This is a genomic window from Arthrobacter sp. ERGS1:01, from assembly GCF_001281315.1.
Lineage (GTDB): Bacteria > Actinomycetota > Actinomycetes > Actinomycetales > Micrococcaceae > Specibacter.
In genome coordinates this window covers 2,152,285-2,168,453 of record NZ_CP012479.1, presented here as the reverse complement: position 1 = coordinate 2,168,453, position 16,169 = coordinate 2,152,285, and the positions used below count along the sequence as shown (strand labels likewise).

15 protein-coding genes are annotated in these 16,169 nt (G+C 61.2%); 3 read left to right on the top strand and 12 right to left on the bottom strand.

Features of this window, described 5'->3' with window-relative positions:
- Window positions 1–64: 64 nt before the first annotated feature.
- The 5 genes from AL755_RS13780 to AL755_RS13760 are packed head-to-tail and all read right to left on the bottom strand — an operon-like array spanning window position 65 to window position 5,306.
- On the bottom strand, window positions 65–445 hold the full coding sequence (locus AL755_RS13780) for a RidA family protein (protein WP_054011501.1): 381 nt from the start codon (window positions 443–445) through the stop codon (window positions 65–67).
- Window positions 442–1,185, bottom strand: coding sequence for a hypothetical protein (locus AL755_RS13775; protein WP_054011500.1), 744 nt, complete (start codon window positions 1,183–1,185; stop codon window positions 442–444). Before AL755_RS13775 ends, AL755_RS13780 begins: the two co-directional genes overlap by 4 nt.
- Window positions 1,178–2,170, bottom strand: coding sequence for a membrane dipeptidase (locus AL755_RS13770; RefSeq protein WP_054011499.1), 993 nt, complete (start codon window positions 2,168–2,170; stop codon window positions 1,178–1,180). The genes AL755_RS13775 and AL755_RS13770 overlap by 8 nt, the downstream gene beginning before the upstream one ends.
- The gene (locus AL755_RS13765) at window positions 2,170–3,885 is read right to left on the bottom strand and encodes a hypothetical protein (protein ID WP_054011498.1); all 1,716 of its coding nucleotides are present in this window, start codon (window positions 3,883–3,885) and stop codon (window positions 2,170–2,172) included. The genes AL755_RS13770 and AL755_RS13765 overlap by 1 nt, the downstream gene beginning before the upstream one ends.
- Before the next feature lie 2 nt (window positions 3,886–3,887).
- Entirely contained in the window at window positions 3,888–5,306 is a 1,419-nt protein-coding gene (locus tag AL755_RS13760) for an aldehyde dehydrogenase family protein (protein ID WP_272946715.1), read from the bottom strand.
- A gap of 159 nt (window positions 5,307–5,465) precedes the next feature.
- Here AL755_RS13760 and AL755_RS13755 point away from each other — a divergent pair, with 159 nt between their 5' ends.
- The gene (locus tag AL755_RS13755) at window positions 5,466–6,353 is read left to right on the top strand and encodes a LysR family transcriptional regulator (protein WP_054011496.1); all 888 of its coding nucleotides are present in this window, start codon (window positions 5,466–5,468) and stop codon (window positions 6,351–6,353) included.
- A 115-nt stretch (window positions 6,354–6,468) separates the two neighbouring features.
- On the opposite strand, the gene AL755_RS13750 is transcribed toward AL755_RS13755, so the two are convergent.
- From AL755_RS13750 to AL755_RS24660, 4 genes are all read right to left on the bottom strand, one after another.
- Window positions 6,469–7,467, bottom strand: coding sequence for a LacI family DNA-binding transcriptional regulator (locus AL755_RS13750; protein ID WP_160318911.1), 999 nt, complete (start codon window positions 7,465–7,467; stop codon window positions 6,469–6,471).
- A 122-nt stretch (window positions 7,468–7,589) separates the two neighbouring features.
- Window positions 7,590–9,815, bottom strand: a complete 2,226-nt coding sequence (locus AL755_RS13745; RefSeq protein WP_054011494.1) for an arylsulfatase — start codon at window positions 9,813–9,815, stop codon at window positions 7,590–7,592.
- 5 nt (window positions 9,816–9,820) lie between these two features.
- Entirely contained in the window at window positions 9,821–11,164 is a 1,344-nt protein-coding gene (locus AL755_RS13740; RefSeq protein WP_160318910.1) for an MFS transporter, read from the bottom strand.
- A 457-nt stretch (window positions 11,165–11,621) separates the two neighbouring features.
- On the bottom strand, window positions 11,622–12,428 hold the full coding sequence (locus AL755_RS24660; RefSeq protein WP_192841616.1) for a recombinase family protein: 807 nt from the start codon (window positions 12,426–12,428) through the stop codon (window positions 11,622–11,624).
- A 271-nt stretch (window positions 12,429–12,699) separates the two neighbouring features.
- Between AL755_RS24660 and AL755_RS13730 the strand changes: the two genes are divergently transcribed.
- Window positions 12,700–12,957, top strand: a complete 258-nt coding sequence (locus AL755_RS13730) for a hypothetical protein (protein ID WP_054011492.1) — start codon at window positions 12,700–12,702, stop codon at window positions 12,955–12,957.
- Between the two features lie 276 nt (window positions 12,958–13,233).
- Here AL755_RS13730 and AL755_RS13725 read toward each other — a convergent pair whose 3' ends face one another.
- Together AL755_RS13725 and AL755_RS13720 are read right to left on the bottom strand one after the other, a co-directional pair.
- On the bottom strand, window positions 13,234–13,938 hold the full coding sequence (locus AL755_RS13725) for an NAD(P)-dependent oxidoreductase (protein WP_054011491.1): 705 nt from the start codon (window positions 13,936–13,938) through the stop codon (window positions 13,234–13,236).
- A 1-nt stretch (window position 13,939) separates the two neighbouring features.
- Window positions 13,940–14,806 carry an SDR family oxidoreductase gene (locus AL755_RS13720; protein ID WP_054011490.1) on the bottom strand — a complete coding sequence of 289 codons (867 nt, stop codon included), beginning with the start codon at window positions 14,804–14,806 and terminating at the stop codon, window positions 13,940–13,942.
- A gap of 101 nt (window positions 14,807–14,907) precedes the next feature.
- Between AL755_RS13720 and AL755_RS13715 the strand changes: the two genes are divergently transcribed.
- The gene (locus AL755_RS13715; RefSeq protein WP_054011489.1) at window positions 14,908–15,297 is read left to right on the top strand and encodes a winged helix-turn-helix transcriptional regulator; all 390 of its coding nucleotides are present in this window, start codon (window positions 14,908–14,910) and stop codon (window positions 15,295–15,297) included.
- Window positions 15,298–15,304: 7 nt separating this feature from the next.
- Here AL755_RS13715 and AL755_RS13710 read toward each other — a convergent pair whose 3' ends face one another.
- Window positions 15,305–16,144, bottom strand: coding sequence for an IS3 family transposase (locus AL755_RS13710; RefSeq protein ID WP_054011488.1), 840 nt, complete (start codon window positions 16,142–16,144; stop codon window positions 15,305–15,307).
- Window positions 16,145–16,169 lie beyond the last annotated feature (25 nt).

Below are 16,169 nucleotides of genomic sequence, written 5' to 3'. Positions count from 1 at the left end.
GGTTCCGATCTGAGCTAAGGGAAAGCGACGGTGGTAACCCAACAGATGCGTGGCCGTGGTTCGGTTAGGCAGTTGCGGCTGCGATGGCATCGATTTCGATGCGTTTCTCACCACGGAAGCGGGCAATCTGCACGGTGGTCCGGGGAGGCAGAGGACGGCCGCTGAGCCGGGTGAGGTAGGCGGCGTTGTAGTCTTCGAACTCGTCAAGGTCTGCGAGGAAGACGGTGAGTTTGAGAAGGTGGGACAAATCTGAATGTGCCGCCAGCAAGGCGTGTTCCAAGTTATCGAACGCCTGGGTGACTTGCTCCGCAATATGGGCAGGACACGATCCGTCGGGACGGGTGGGTACCTGCCCGCAGAGAAAGATGATGCCGTTCACGGCAGCCGTCGCTGAGTAGGGCCGCGGCTTGCCGTCGGAGAACTGGGTACGGTCGATGGTGCTCATTGGTCCGCCATCAGGTAGTTCCGGGAGAGCTGGTACATGCGGTGCCATTGTTCGTCACGTACTTTCAGGGGTCTCTGGGTGATGCCGGCGTCCTGTTGGATTGCTTCGGCGTGGTAGGGGAGGACGACGACGACCGTTTCGTTCCCGTCAGCGGTGGGTAACAACGACGCGGCGATGGCCTCGCTGGGCGGTTCCGTCGTCGTCGTGATGGCACCATTGCGGACGCTGAGGTATTCGGTGCCGCCGGTGCCGGTTGCCGCGGCGGTAGTGATGGCGATGATGATGGTGCGCTGCAGACGGGCGCTGTAGCGCAGCAGGAGATCGTTCCACAGTGGGCGCGGGATGCCCGCAACAGTGGTCCGTGCTACCCGGACTTCCTCGGCACTGCCACTGCAGGCGAGGTCCATCAGCTGGATCGCTGAACGCAGTGCGGGTTGCCCCGGGCAGTTGAGTTCATACACAGCGACACCGGCCCACGATGTCGACTGGGTATCGGCAGGAACCATTGGCTGCGTCCAGTCCGCTTCGAGAAGTTGTTCCAGCAGGGCCAGACCGACCTGGGCGTCGGCTTCGGCCCGCAGCACGGCTAATCCGCCTTCCTGGGCTTCGGCAGGATCACCTCCTGCGGCGCACAGTGCACGAAAGGCCGTTTCGATGATTTCGCGGGGCTGGACAGAGACAAGGCCAGACCCTTGAACATCGGCTGTGTCACCGGCCACGGCATAGGTCTTGTCAGACATGAGCACCCTCTTTCGTGTTGTCCATGACGTCGGTGAAAAGGCGGCTAAAGTTTCCGCCCAGAACTGCCGCGACGGTGTCATTGGAGAGCCCCGCGGCGAGGAGCCCCTCGGTGAGGCGTGGAAAATCTTCGGGCCCGGTGAACCAGTTGGGCCAGTTCGGCCAGGTGGGTGCCTGTTCCGGTGCCGTGGGCTGCCAGCGTCCGTGGCGGAGCCAGCCGACGAATTCGTGGTCCCAGCCACGGGTGCAGTCGCTGCCCAAGCCGATGTGGGAGGGTCCGTACTGGTCCACCATGCGGGCGACCATGGCGGAGAAGCCTTCGATGGTCACGTGTTCGCCGCCGCTGACGGTCGGGTAGAGGCAGCAACCGATAACGCCGCCGCGGTCGACGAGCGGTTGGATGACATCGTGGGGCTTGTTCCTGGGTGTGTCGAAGAACCAGAGGGGGTTGGAATGGGTGATTGCAACGGGCACGGAAGAGGCCTCGATCGTCTCGCGGCTGGTCCGGTATCCGACGTGGGAAAGGTCGATGAGCATGCCGACCCGGTTCATCTCCGCCACGACGACACGGCCATAGCGGGTGAGTCCGGAGTCTTCGGTTTCGAAGCATCCACCGCCGAGCAGGTTCTGGTTGTTGTAGGTCAGCTGGGCGATGCGAACACCGAGTCGGTGGAAGAGTTCCACATACCGGTAGTCGTCCTCAAACGGGCTGGTGTTTTGGAAACCGAGAAAGACAGCGATCTTGTTTAGTTGTTTGGCGGCTTCGATGTCGGCGCCGCTGGTCGCCAGGAAGATAAGGTCGGGGTTGCGGTTGGCCAGTTCGAGCCATTGGGCGATGGAGCGGATGGTTTCACTGGCATTTTCCCAGACGGCGCAGGTGACGTTGACGGCGCTGACCCCGCCTGTGCGCAGTTCCTCCAGGACCGGCCGGCTCCAGTTGCTGATCTGAAGGCCGTCGACGACGGTTGCCTGCTGGTGCACACTCATTAGTTCTCTCCTTCGGGCGCCAGCGGAAACAGCCAGTCGTCATCGTCGGTCCCGTTCAAGATGTCCGCAACACGTGGTGCGCCACTGAACAAGGTGACGCGGACCCAATCAGTTGACTGCGGGCTGAAGTTGTTCATCCCATAGGTGGCCAGCTGGAAGCGTTGAGTGCTCAGTGGCAGGAAGTCGGCGTCCAGGAGGTTGTCCTGCAAATCCCTGTAGTAGTAGTCCCGGGTTTGCTGGATCCGTTCGGCAGCGAATCGGTGTTCCGGATGGGCCAGCAGGAATTCAGCCACGCTGGACTTGTCGGGGAATAATTCCAGATCGGTGGTCAGGGCATTGACACGGCGGGCGACGTCGGTGCAGTGCTCCACTGTGCCGGCTGCCATCGCTGCGCGCAGCGCCCGCCGGGGTTCTTCACTGTCCGCGGATGAGTACCAGTAGTAGCTGGCGCGTTCCGGGGTGGCAAAGTCGTAGTTGTGAGTCCAGGCGTAGTTCTGATCCAGCAGCCGCCCCAGTGCATGGCAGCTCATGGCCGGGTCGAAGGCCGGTGGAGTTGTCACGGTGAGCAGAGCCTCAGCTTCTTCATCAAAGTCGGTCTGGAGTTCGATGACGATTGAGGCGAAGAGGCCACGGGCTTCCGGGCTGAGGTTCGTTGCTATTTCGTGCAGGCGTGCGAGTACTGGGGTGGCTTTCGCTTCGGAGGTCATAAATGCTTGGAGTTCGGAGAGGAGGCGGCGAAGTTGGGGCCTGATCGATTCCGTCGAGAGGAACGGCATAGTTTTGAGTTCGGATTTTTCTGCCAGGTGCCGGTCCGCTCTCGTGAGGAGTTCAGCGATTCGGCCCAGGTTCGGGTGGTCGGGGCTGTAGCAGGCTGCGAGCCCCGCGGCGAGGGGAATCTCGCGGAGTTTGCACCAGGCGTCCAGGTAGCCTGGATGGTTGACGAGGAACGGCACCATTCCCAGGCCGGTGGCGTTGCCCAACCCGAAGTATTTGCCCCACGCCGCATCGAGGGGAACGGCCACGGTGCCCGCGGCCTGGGCCTTGGCCCTGGCGACGTGCTCCACCAGGTCCATGCTGAGCTCGCGCAGCAGCCAGGCTGTGAGCATCTGGGAGCGGTAGGGGACGGACAGCGGATGGTTTGACGGGAAATTGTCTAGTTCCTTAAGCCCGAATTTGCCGTTGCCGTAAAACGCGGTGCTGCGTATCAGGTAGGGGCTGGGACCAAGCGCTGCGACATCGGGCTGATTCCCCGTGGCAAGGCAGTCGCTTACGTAGTCGAAGAAGCGGGCGCTGCGGTTGGCCCGGGTCATGATGATCGTTTCCGGGTCGGTGCGGCCCTGTTCCTGGACGGGGATGTTGCGGCGCAACTCCGCTTCACGCTGCGGGGTCAGTTCGCCCTCCACGAGGGCGGCGGTGACATCCCAAGCGTTGGCGATCACCCGATCGGTGCGTTCGCTTTCCTCCAAGGCCTGGCAGAAGGCAATGAACGTCAACTCAAATCCTTCGGCATTCACTGTGTACACGGCCGTCCCCCGGCCCTGGCCATCCAGGTCCAGGCGTGTCTTGGCCACAGTCCAGCGGTGCGCGGCCGCGCGGCGGAGCATGGTGCGGGCAAAACTGTGCCGGGTGCCCCAGGCTCCGTTCATGTCGGAACCGCAGAGGACGACGTCGGGGGCGCGGAGGTCACAGCGGGTCTCTTCGTCTATCAGGTTCATGGTCATGCCTTCTCGGGGGCCAAACGCAGGTAGGCGGTCTTTTCATGGGTGAAGAACGTTGCGGCGGCGGCACTGTTTTGTTCTCGGGGACCGGCAAACGTCGAATCTTTCATGCCGCCGAACGGGGCGTGAAGTTCGGAGCCGGTGGTGGGGGCGTTGACCTTTACCAGGCCGGCCTGCAGCTGGGAAACGCAGCGGCGAATGGATCGCTCATCACTGCTGAAGACTGCGGCGGTGAGGCCGAACGCCGTACCGTTGGCGAGGTCAATGGCTTCATCAAGGGTGTCCGCGTGCAGCACCGTGGTGACGGGACCGAAAACTTCTTCCCGGCAGATGGTCATGGATCGGGGGCCGGTCAGCACTGTTGGCGCGACGTAGGACCCGGCCCCGGCCGGCACTGTTGCCTGGGCCAGGATTTCACCGCCTTCTGCCAGTGCCTGGCGGATTGCGGCATCGATTTCATCGCGCGCCGACGCGGAGACAACGGGGCCGATCTGAACGGACGGATCCGTGCCCGGTCCAAGAATGAGGGCTGAAACCTTTTCCTTCAGCCTCGACAGGAACTCCTCATGCCCGTCGCCGACCAAGATGACTCGTCGCGTGGCCGTGCATTTCTGGCCTGTGGACCCCATCGCGGCGTTAACGACGCTGGTGGCGGCCAGTTCAACATCGGCGTCGGGAAGGATCAGTGTTGCGTTGTGACCGCCGAGTTCGAGCTGCAATTTGGCTCCGCGTTCGCAGACAATGCTCCGAATGTGGTGCCCCACCGGCACGGAGCCCGTGAACGTGACTCCACCGACAATGGGGGAGGAAACCAGTTCAGAGCCCAGCTGGCCCGGACCCAGGAGTAGGTTGACAACGCCAGTCGGGATGCCGGCGTCGGCCAGGGCTTCCATAAGCATGACGGAGACCCCGGGCGTGTTACTTGCCGACTTCCACACCACCGTGTTGCCGTGCAGGAGGGCCGGTGCAATCTTCCAGGCAGGAATCTGCAGGGGGAAGTTCCAGGGGGTAATGACGCCGACAACGCCCAGTGGACGCCGTACCGTCAGGATTCGCTCATCGGGATGGCTGGACGGGTATTCAGTTCCCACCGGATTGCGGGCCGATGCGCCATGGTAATCGAATGTATCGGCCGACGCGGCAACTTCCATTCGCGACTCCGCGAGGGTTTTACCGTGCTCTGCCGTCATCATCACGGCGATCTCCTCGGCCCGTTCACGGATCGCGGCCGCGGTGGCGGCCAGGAAGCGTCCACGGGCCAGAATGCCCAACTGGTCCCATGCCGCGGATACGGCATTGGCGGAATGGATCGCCTGGTTCAGTTCCTCAGAGCCGGCCTGATGGTAGGTAGTTACCACCTCCTCCGGCAGGGCCGGGTTGTACCGGGACACGAGCGCACCTGATCCTTCAACCCACATACCGTTGATGTAACTCGTAGCGGGTTTGGTCAATACGGGCATTATTGGTCCTCTGTTCCATTCCGATCTGTGACTTCTCTCACGGACAACGTTAGACGTCCAGACCTTCGGACTGAAGTATCTATTTCGCTCCGATCAATATCCATTTAGTCTTGGTTCATGAATCTTAGGCGGCTTGAACTATTCGTAGCAGTGGCGGAAGAACTCCACTTCAACCGGGCGGCCCAGCGGCTTCACATGGCTCAGCCGCCGCTAAGCCAGCAAATCCGCAAGCTGGAGGAGGAATGTAAGGTCGCCCTCTTCGTACGAAATTCTCGAAACGTGGAGCTGACTGCAGAGGGCGAGGTGCTGTTGCGGCATGCGCGCAAGGTTCTGGCGCAGTACGCGGCAATGACGGCAGCACTTAGCCACGCAAAGAACGGGGAACTTGGGCGGCTTCGGCTCGGCTTTGTTTCGTCAGCAGCAATATCCATAGTTCCTGCCTTGGTCCGGCAGACACGCTCTCGATGGCCTGGAATTGAACTTCAACTCCGCGAGGAAACGACGGACGTGCAGTTGGAACTTATTGGTGCCGGCGCCCTCGACGCTGGAATTGCCCGCGAAGTCCGATCAGTTCCTGGCATTAGCGCAACGACGCTGCTCCAGGAGCCGCTGATCGTTGCCGTAGCCTCCGATCACCGCTTGGCTTCCAGAGCTCATGTCCGCTTGAGGGAACTCCACGGCGAAACGTTCATCGCTTTTCCCCGAAGTCGCATCTCGCGGCTCTTCGACCACATTTCCGCGCTACTCCATGCAGTGGACGTCGACTTCGACATCTCCCAGGAAGCCGTACAATTCCCCACCATCCTTGGCCTGGTCGCCGCTCACCTGGGCATAGCCATAGTGCCGGAATCCATGCGCGCGTTCGCCATTCCCGGGCTCGTGTACCTTGACCTCGATGACGACAGCGCCACGTCAACAGTCAGCTTCATCTGCGCAACGGACGCGGTCGACTCGACGCTCATCACAAATGTCCTGCAAGCATACAAAGAATTGGCGACCCCCTAATCATCCGCCACAAGCTCTGGAGGATCACCCTCATCTCCGGTGATGCCCTCCTGCAGGGCCGGGCAATAGGGCCTTTAGGCGTTCGGCCAACCAGAGGTCGCCGGCGGAAACCGCATTACGACGACGCGGAGGACTCCCTAACTGTCAGGTGCGGCACCAGCGTCCGTGCAATGACGGCTTGGCCCTCGATCGCATCGATCAGGGCCGATGCCATGGCCTCGCCCTGAACGCCGATGTCGGTTCCTGCGGTGGTCAGGCCAGGCCTGAGCTGCTCCGCCAGCTGCACCTCCTCGCAGGCCACCAGGGCCACCATGTCAGGAATGCTCAGGCCGCTGTCCGCCAAGGCAGAGATGGCACCGAGCGCGATCGGTATGTTTGCCGCGACAATTCCCTGGGGCATGGTCGCACCATCCAACAGCCTCGCCGTCTCGCGCTGGGCCGACGTGCTGTTGAAACCGGCATCGAGCACCATGGTGTCTCCTTCGCTGTGGCCAGTTTCCAGGCAAGCTCTCAGGTAGCCGGCGCGCAGCAAAGTGGAGATGACGGAACCCTTGGATCCGCCGAGGAGGGCTACAGGCCACCGTTCCTGAGCCAGCAGGTGTTTCGTGGCGAGATAGCCAATCTCTTCAAAAGGGGGGCTGACAGTGAGTGCCATCGACGAGTCTGGCTGAGCCGAGCCCAGCAGGACGAGGGTCCCTTTGGCCTCGGCGGCATCAATGGCGGCCCGTATTCCAGGTGTTTCGATGGCATCTCCGGTGGCCAGCATGATGCCATCGACGCCTTGCAGAGGCAGTACAGTCAGGAGTCGCTGTAGCCGGTCCATGCTGTGATCGAGATCGCAGAGCAGCACGCTGTAGCCGCGATCCTCGGCAGCATGCGCAACCGATTTGGCCAATTGACTGTGGAACGGCTGGGAAATGTCGCCGACCAGGAGCGCAACAGTGTTCGAACGTCCGCTGCGCAGACTCCTCGCGGCGGCATTGGGACTGTAGGACAGGTCCTGAACCGCTCTCATCACCCGCTCCAATGTGGCAGCGGCTACCGATTCCGGGGCCGTAAACACCCTGGACACGGTAGCTCGTGAGACTCCTGCATGAGCGGCGACGTCCAGCATGGTCGCGGGTCCTTGATGATCTGTTGCCATAACTCCCGATCGTATCGACTATCCGGGTCCCAGAGCCAATGCACCGGGCGGCCCACCTTGAGGTTGCCACCCGGTGCCCGGCCCAAGGCCGCCTACTCTGTGGCGGCCATCAAATCCGCAAGGTCTTCCAGGTCGGGGCCGGTATCAAATCGAAGCACGACACGGTCTAAGACGCTGCCGGCCATGGCAAACGGCGCTACGTAGTCCGGCGAGACGGTGCTGACGGGGTCGGCCCCGACATCCATGCCCCAGAAGGACAGGTGGCCGGATACCTGCGGCACAACGGCCCGGCCCGTGACGATTCCCTGTTGGACAAGTTCGACGGTGGCCGACCTCCCTTCATGCCGGATGAGCCTGAAGCCCACCGTCGTATCGCCTTCGGGGATGGGGGCATCGGCTTTGAGCACCACCCTGGTTCCCAGATGGTTGTGCTCAAAAGTTGCCGTCCCGTTGCGGATGTAGAGGACATAACCACCCCGGATATTACCGCTGGCCAGTAGGACGCCCTCCGTGCTCGACTCGAAGCCGGTCAAATAGGCGTTGACCTCCATGGACCTGTCGCTGCCGGCGATCGCGCTGGCGAACGGGACATGGCTCTGCCCCGGGCGGAGCACAATCTCTCTGCAGTTGATGAGGCCCGAGGGGCCGCGCGCTGTCAGCAAGTCGTAGAGGGTCCTGTCATCCAGGGGGAAGGCCCCGACGCTGTGTGCCTGGTTCCACCACAGGGCCTTTAGGTTCTCCACCTTTTCCGGGAATTCCTCGGCCATGTCAATGGATTCGGAAAAGTCAACGGCACCGTTGTACAGGCGCCACTTGTCGTCATCGAAGGACTCTCCGCTAACATGTTCGGTCACGGCCTTCCATCCCTTGTGCCAAATGGCCCGGTGCCCCAGCATTTCCCAGAACTGGGTGTCGCGGCGGGCTGGTCCGGTAGCTTCGGCCAGAGAGTCGCGCAGGCTGGCGCCGTCGACGTCGTCGGGCATCTCGATCCCGGCCAAATCCAACAACGTAGGCATGATGTCGATGGCGTGGACGAACTGGTTGCGCACACCGCCGCTTTCCTTGATCCCGGCGGGCCAGGAAAAGACCAGAGGGGAGCGGACGCCGCCCAGGTCAACAAATTGCTTGTACCGGCGGAACGGTGTGTTTCCTGCCATGGCCCAGCCCTCCGGGTAGTGGGCGGGCCCCATGGCGGTGCCCAAGTCGGGCAGCAGTTCGAGTTGCTCGGCGGCGGGGCGATTAGTGCCCGAATAAGGCGCGTTGCAGTCGACGTCGCCGGTCGGACCACCTTCCCGGGAGGCGCCGTTGTCCGACATGACCAGCACAATGGTGTTCTCCTTTAGGCCCAGGGATTCCAAAGTCTCCAGCAGGCGTCCGATCTGCGCGTCGGCGTGCTCCAGGAAACCGGCAAAGGCGGCCTGGAGATGGGTGAAGACCTCGCGCTCGTCATCGCTGAGCCCGTCCCAGCGGCGAACACTGTCACTTGGCTCCGTCAGGATTGTGTTGGCCGGGACGACGCCCAGTGCCTTCTGTCGTTCCAGACGCTCGGCCCGGGTGATGTCCCAGCCCTTAGCGAAGACCGGCAGGTATTTTTCGATGTACTCCCGCGGAGCCTGGAACGGGGCGTGCGTAGCGCCCAGTGCGAACTGGAGGTAGAACGGTGTCTCGGGGCGGAAGGCGACATGGTCCTTGATGAAGGTTGCTGCGTGGTCCGCCAGATCCTCGCTAAGGTGGTAACCCGGGGTGGCTGGCGGAGCGACTGAGTGGTTGTCCTGGATGAGCTCGGGTGCGTATTGGTCGGTGCACCCATCCATGAATCCGTAGTACTTGTCGAATCCCCGGCTCAGCGGCCAGTTCTGGAACGGGCCGGCGGGGGTGATCTCGTGTAGCGGGGCCAGATGCCACTTGCCGGCGAGGTAGGTGCCATAACCTTTGCTGCGCAGTATTTGCGGTAACATCGCGACATCCGGGCGGATGGCGCCGCGGGAATTGGGGAATCCCGTGTCGGCGTCGGCAAGGAACCGCATGCCCACGGAGTGGTGGTTTCGGCCCGTCAACAGGCTGGCCCGGGTGGGGGAGCACAGTGGGGTGACATGGAAGTTGTTGTACCGTAGCCCGGTTTGGGCCAGTGAATCAATGGCGGGTGTGTTGATCTCGGAGCCGAAGCAGCCAAAGTCCGACCACCCGGTGTCGTCCAGTATCACCATGACAACGTTGGGTTTCCCGGCCAAGTCGGCCGGTGGGGTGGGCCACCACGGCTGGGATTCCGCGACGGTGGTGCCGATGGTGCCCTGGAAATCATGGGCGTCTGTATTCACAATAATCAGCTTTCTGAAGTGCTAAAGGTTCGTGCCCGCAGGGATGCCTTTCGGGAGGTCAGGTAGATGGCACTGACGAGGGCGATGATGGCGACAATGACCAAATATGTGGAGATTGACCAGGTTGCTCCGCCAGCGTTGTTCTGCAGTGCCTGGGCGATGAGGGGGCCGAATCCGCCGCCGATGACGGTCGCGACCTGGAAGCCGATGGACATTCCCGTGTAACGCACTTTCGGCTCGAGTACGCCAGCGAACAGTGAGGCCTGTTGGCTAAAGAGTGTGCCGACGATCATGCCGTTGCAGACCATCACGATGAATAGCGCCGTGACGCTCTTGGTTTCCATGAGCCAGAACATGGGAAATGCCCAGAGTGCCAGCACCACGGTGGCTGTGACCAGGACACGGCGGGAGCCGATCCGATCTGCGATCAATCCGGCCAGCGGGGTCATGATGAGGTTTGCCATTGATGCGGCGATGTTTGCGGTTAGAGCAATGGTCGGACTGATGCCGAGGGTTACCGTGGCGAATCCGAGGATAAAAACACCCTGGATAAAACCGAGGGTGGTATCGGAGACATGGAGGCCGATCATGGCCAGAATCTGCTTCGGGTACTGGCGCAGTACCACTCCCAGCGGAAGTTTGGTCCTGGCTGGCGCGGAAGCTACAGCCTTCTGGAAGTCAGGCGTTTCCGTCAGGCGCACCCGCAGAATGAGACCGAATATCACCAACAGAACGCTGATCAGGAAGGGAATGCGCCACCCCCAAGCCAGCAGATCAGCTTTGGACATTGAGGCCGTAAGGATGGCGACGATGCCACTGGAGAGAATGACGCCGATCGGCGCGCCGGCCTGGACGAGGCTGCCGAAGAATCCGCGCTTAGACTCCGGGGCGGACTCGACCGCGAGCAGCGCCGCTCCACCCCACTCGCCACCCAGTCCAAATCCCTGAATGAAGCGCATCAGCACCAGAAGGATGGGCGCCCAAACACCAATCTGGCTGAAGGTTGGGAGACAGCCGATCCCCACTGTGACTCCACCGGCGATGAAAAACGTCAGCATCAACATCGGCTTGCGGCCGAACTTGTCGCCCAGATGCCCGATGACAATTCCGCCCAGTGGCCGGGCAATAAATCCGACGGCAAAGGTGCTCAGCGCCAATAGCGTGGCCAGCGCAGGATCGCCTTTAGGGAAGAAGATGGCACCGAAGACCAAAACCGCCATGGGGCCGTATACAAAGAAGTCGTAATACTCCAGAACGGATCCGACCATGCTTGCCATGGCTGCTGTCCAAGGCGTCGTCGGTGGCTTGGTGGCCACGGCCTGACGGGACTGAAGTTTTTGGGGGTTCATGCTGCTCCTCATTGAGTCACTCAAGAATAGGATCGATCCCAAAACTAAACAAAAGTTGGAATCAAGGACGTGAGATCGATCTCATCAATGTAGGTGTTGAGATCGATCCCGTCAATACTTTTGCGTGCATTGCCTGTTTCAGATGGCCGGGTTCGTAAATGCGGTTGACGGCTGCGCCGATCCGGCCCGAGTCGATAGTGGGTGTTGGCTGCGGACCTGAACCCATTGATGCAAACGGTTAGGGCAGTTCCGTGAGCCATCGTCCACCGGCACCCGGTTGGCGACGTTGGCAAGGAGTATGGACTGATTGATCCATACTCCTTGGATATGAGCGGCGCGATCGAAGGGGCGGTGATGAGAATCGGTCTGGAATTGATCGTCCAACCAAGTCAGGGTCGCGTGGTGCCAGGATCCACGCCGCCTACCTTCGATAACCACGCCAGTGCACTCCGTAGAGTCATGACCGGTTGGTGAGCGGCCGCCGCGTCGGCGCGCTCACAGGCCTTATGGATAAGAAACAGATCAAGCCCGACCAACGGGGAGAAGAGGGCCAGAGTTTCGGGCTGAGGTGGAGGGCGCAAAGAGTTTCAGTGAGATCGTCGACTCCCCGGAAAGGCATGCATGCCGCTGTCTCATGGAAGGAAGGTGTGCAAGTGGCCACATCCACCTGCTGGGAATAGGGAATCGCACCCCGGAACCCAGCAGGATCGAGAATGCCGTATTCGCGGGCCAGGGCCGCTTTCGTGTCCCCGGCTGCTGCGCGCCGGGCCAGTTCGGCTTCCTGCTCGGCGGAGAGTGCTTTCTCGCGTCTGCGATAGGAGCCTCTCTTCTTGGCTAGGGCGGTGCCTTCCCTTTGGCGTTCACCAATGTGGGCCCGCTCGGCCTCCGCAAATGCTCCTATGACAGAGAGCATGAGGTTTGCCAGGGGTGAGCCTTCGCCGGTGGAGAAGAGGTTTTCTATAAGGAGCTCGATGCGGGCGAGTCGGCTGGTCAATTTTTGCACCATGGAGTGCACGTCATCGAGGTTGCGTGCCAGCCGGTCCTTGCTGCGCACAACTATGGTGTCGCCGTCGAGGACGGACTTTAACAGTTCCTCGAACTGCGGCCGCTTCGTGTCCTCGCTGGATGTTTTGTCCGTGAACACTCTGCTGAGCTGGATGTTCTCCATTTGCCGTTGCGGGTTCTGGTCCAGGTTGCTGACCCGAATGTATCCAAGACATTGATCGCTCACTCTTGCACCTCCACGATTGAGCGAGACTGTCATGATGAAATCTGAGATCTGCAGCAAAATGTGTCAATAAATGTAGATAGTGACTCCAGTCTGACGGCATCACGGGGCCGTGTCTGACTTCTGGTTGGGGCACACCTCAATCAGACGACAATACGGTCGGCGCCGGAAATCCATGCTGTGGTCACCGGAAAATGAAAAGGTCTGAGTTGTGACTGGTAGCTCGGAGTTCGGCAATAACCCTCCGTTTCATTCTGGACATCACTATGGGATCCTATAGACGTTACATCTCGGAGGAGGCTGCGTAGTGATCGACGGTGACGGGAAGATCAATGCCTACCTGTCCTCTTGGCGGGTCTATTCGATCAACGACGACTACCTATCCAAGCGTCCGGAAGACGAACAGGATCGGTTGGGGGTCATCAGTGGCCAGCCGAAGGATGGAGACACTCTAACGATCCGTTTTGGCGGCCTCCCTCCCGGCTACCACGACACAAAGAAACAAGTAGGCGCCAGCTTGAGTGCGCTTTTGAACTGCTCCCCGAAAGTTGGACTCGGTAAATAGGAGTCTACGGGGCCTGAGGATGATCCCTACGAGAATTCACGTCAAGAGGAACAACCGCACGGGGTGTCCCAGTTAGCGCCTGGGCGTTTTCTTGGGCAGTGTATTCGACAATCTGACACCTGCAGAAGTACGCAGTTTCGAAAGTTCCCGAAGTAGTCTGCGCTTGTTTCGGTGAGGCCCCCCTACAGACAACGTGGCGCAGTGCGGTCGCTTTAGGAAAATTACACGATTCGCCACCACGAGCCAACGTGGATTCGTATCGAGTCCCGGGGCAGATCAGCAAGAGGGGGGCGGCGATCGACCGCCGCCCCCTCTCCTGTTTCTGGCGTTAGACGCGCCTCCGAGATGTCGCCCGCTAGGGGTGGACGACGGGCAGGATGAATTGGCGGGGGTAGCGTCGCTTCTCCGCCTCGTCGACCAAGAAGGTGGCGAGGTTCTTCCGGCTGATCCCGGCACCTTCATTCCCTTGTGAAGTGAGGTAATGCCGGTCGGCGTACCGGTGGTGCTGTTGTTGGACAGTATGCCGGGTCGCACGATCTCCCACTGCAGGCTCGTGGCGGTGAGGATTTCCTCCATCCTCGCCTTGTCGGCATACATCCGGCCCAGTAGAGCGTTCATGAAGATCCGGGCGACCGGATTCTGGAACTGTGCGCTATCGCCAATTCCGAACCCGGTCACCACGATCACCGGTGTCCTTCTCCCTGTCATTGTCTCGAGGAGCGCGGCCGTCGCGTCGCTGAACAGCGTCGTCGTACCGAGCTTCTTGGTGCCGAGGGTGACAAGGACTTCGTCCGCGCTGGCTGTCACCCGGCGGACGTCGTCCACTGATGTGGCGGTGCCCTGCACGACGGTCAGGTTCTCAGCGGCCGGCAGTGCGTCGACTGATCGAGACAGGGTGGTCACCCTGTGTCCGCGGGACAGGGCAGCGTGCACTGTCGCTAGTCCGACTCCGGCGGAGGCGCCGATGACCGTGATGTTCATGCTAGGAGGCGGCGACGGCCGCGCGCACGGCGTCAGCCGGGGTGGTGGTCGGTCGTCCGATGAGCGTGCGGAGGTCATTGCCCTGAACCAGGAGTTCGCCGCGGGCGAGTCCCTGATCTGCGTCCGCGAGGATCCCGGCGAAGGCCTCCGGGATGCCGAAGGAGGTCAACAGGCCCACGTACTCAGCGGCGGGGAGGTCCTTGTAGACGACGGTGGTGCCGGTGACGGCCGTGATCTCGGCGGCAAAGTCGGCCATGGTGAACGCGGCGTCGCCGCCGAGTTCGTAGACCTTGCCTGCCTGGTTCTCGCCGAGCAGGACTGCAACTGCGGCTTCTGCGAGGTCGCGGCGGGTGGCGGCGTTCACCTGGCCGTTGCCGCCGGCGCCCATAAGCACGCCTTGTGCGAGGGTTCCCTGGAGCTGCTCGGTCCAGTTCTCGAAGTAGTAGCCGTTACGCAGCAGGGTGTAGGGAACGCCGGCGTCAGCGAGGATCGCCTCAGTCGTCTTGTGGTCTTGGCCCAGGATCGTGGAGTTGATGTCTGCGTTCGCGTTGCTCGTGTAGGCGAGCAGCTCGACTCCCTCTGCCTTCGCGGCCTCGATCACTGTGCGGTGCTGACCGGGGCGATCCTTGCAGACCTCGGAGCTAGCAATCAGGAGGACCTTGGTAGCGCCGGTGAGGGCCGCGGCCACGGAGGCCGGGTCGTCGTAGTCCATCGCTGCGACTCGCACGCCCTGGGTAGCGAAGTCCTCGAGCTTCTCGATGGACCGGCCTGCGGCGACGATCTCGGTCGCGGGGACGTTGCTATCCAGCAGTGCCTGAAGAACGTTGCGGCCGAGCTTGCCGGTCGCGCCGGTGATGACGATAGTCATGGTGTTTCCTTTCGAGGTTCTTACGTTGTCATTGCTCACAACCACCCCATTCTGGATTTACTTCCCAATAGAGAGTACGCACTTTAAGGTAAGGTACATATATGACAGTTAGTACCTCCCCCGCGAGCATCCCCACGATCTTCACCGACGGCGTTTTCATGGCGGGCTGCCCCAGTCGAACAGTGCTGGAGCACGTCACCAGTAAGTGGGGCCTTCTTCTGTTGATCGCTCTGTCCGAGGGCGAGCAGCGCTGGAGCGCCCTGCGTCGGCGTGCCGACGGCATTAGCGAGAAGATGCTGGCCCAGACCCTGAAGACCCTCGAGCGAGACGGCATCGTCAACCGACACGCGCAGGCCACTATCCCGGCGCGCGTGGATTACAGCCTGACCGGCCGGGGCCAGGAACTGAGCGCGCTGCTCGTTCCTCTCGCCGCCTGGGCCATCCAGAATGCAGGCGACATCATCAACGGGCAGGACTCTACCGCGACCTGACGCGAATCTACGCAGCCAGTGCCTGGGCCCGATATTCCATTGGGCTCAGGCACTGCAGCGTTAACGAGATCCGCTCGTAGTTGTACCAGTGGATGTAGTCGTCCAGCTCGGTGAGGAACCCGTCGGTGTCGGTAAAGTCTTGGCGGTGGAACATCTCGTCCTTCAGATGACCGAAGAAGTTTTCCATCACCGAATTATCTAGGCAGTTGCCCTTGCGGGACATGGATCGGGCCATGTTGGCGTTGCTGAGGAGTTTTTGCCGGCTGGCGTGCTGGTATTGAAATCCCTGGTCTGAGTGCATCATCAGGGTCTCGCCTAGGGTCAGGGTCCCGATCGCCTCGATCAGTGATTCGTTGGTGAAGGCAACGCTCGGAGATTCGGAAACCGAGTAGGAAACGATAGAACGGTCGAACAGGTCCAGGACCGGTGAGAGGTAGACCTTGCGTTCAGCGATTTTGAACTCGGTCACGTCGGTCACCCATTTGGTGTTCGGCGCCTGGGCGTCGAACTCGCGCTTGAGCAGGTTGTCGGCGATTTTGCCGACTTGGCCCTTGTAAGAGGAATATTTGCTGCGGGTACGGACCTTGCAGACCAAGTTCTCCTCACGCGTCAACTTCATCACGGTCTTCCGTGCGATTTGCCAGCCTTGGCGCGTCAGGACTGCGTGGATGCGCCGGTGCCCATAGCGGCCTCTGGCTCTGGTGAAGACCTCTTGGATCTTGGCTCGAAGCTCAGCGTGCCGGTCCGGAGTTTTCAGGGCCGCTTGGCGGTGGAAGAACGTGGAACGAGCCAACCCAGCTGCCTGTAGCAACAGTGGCAGGGAATGGGATGCCTTGAGGGCAATCATAGCGCCACCTTTGAGTGCCGTGGTT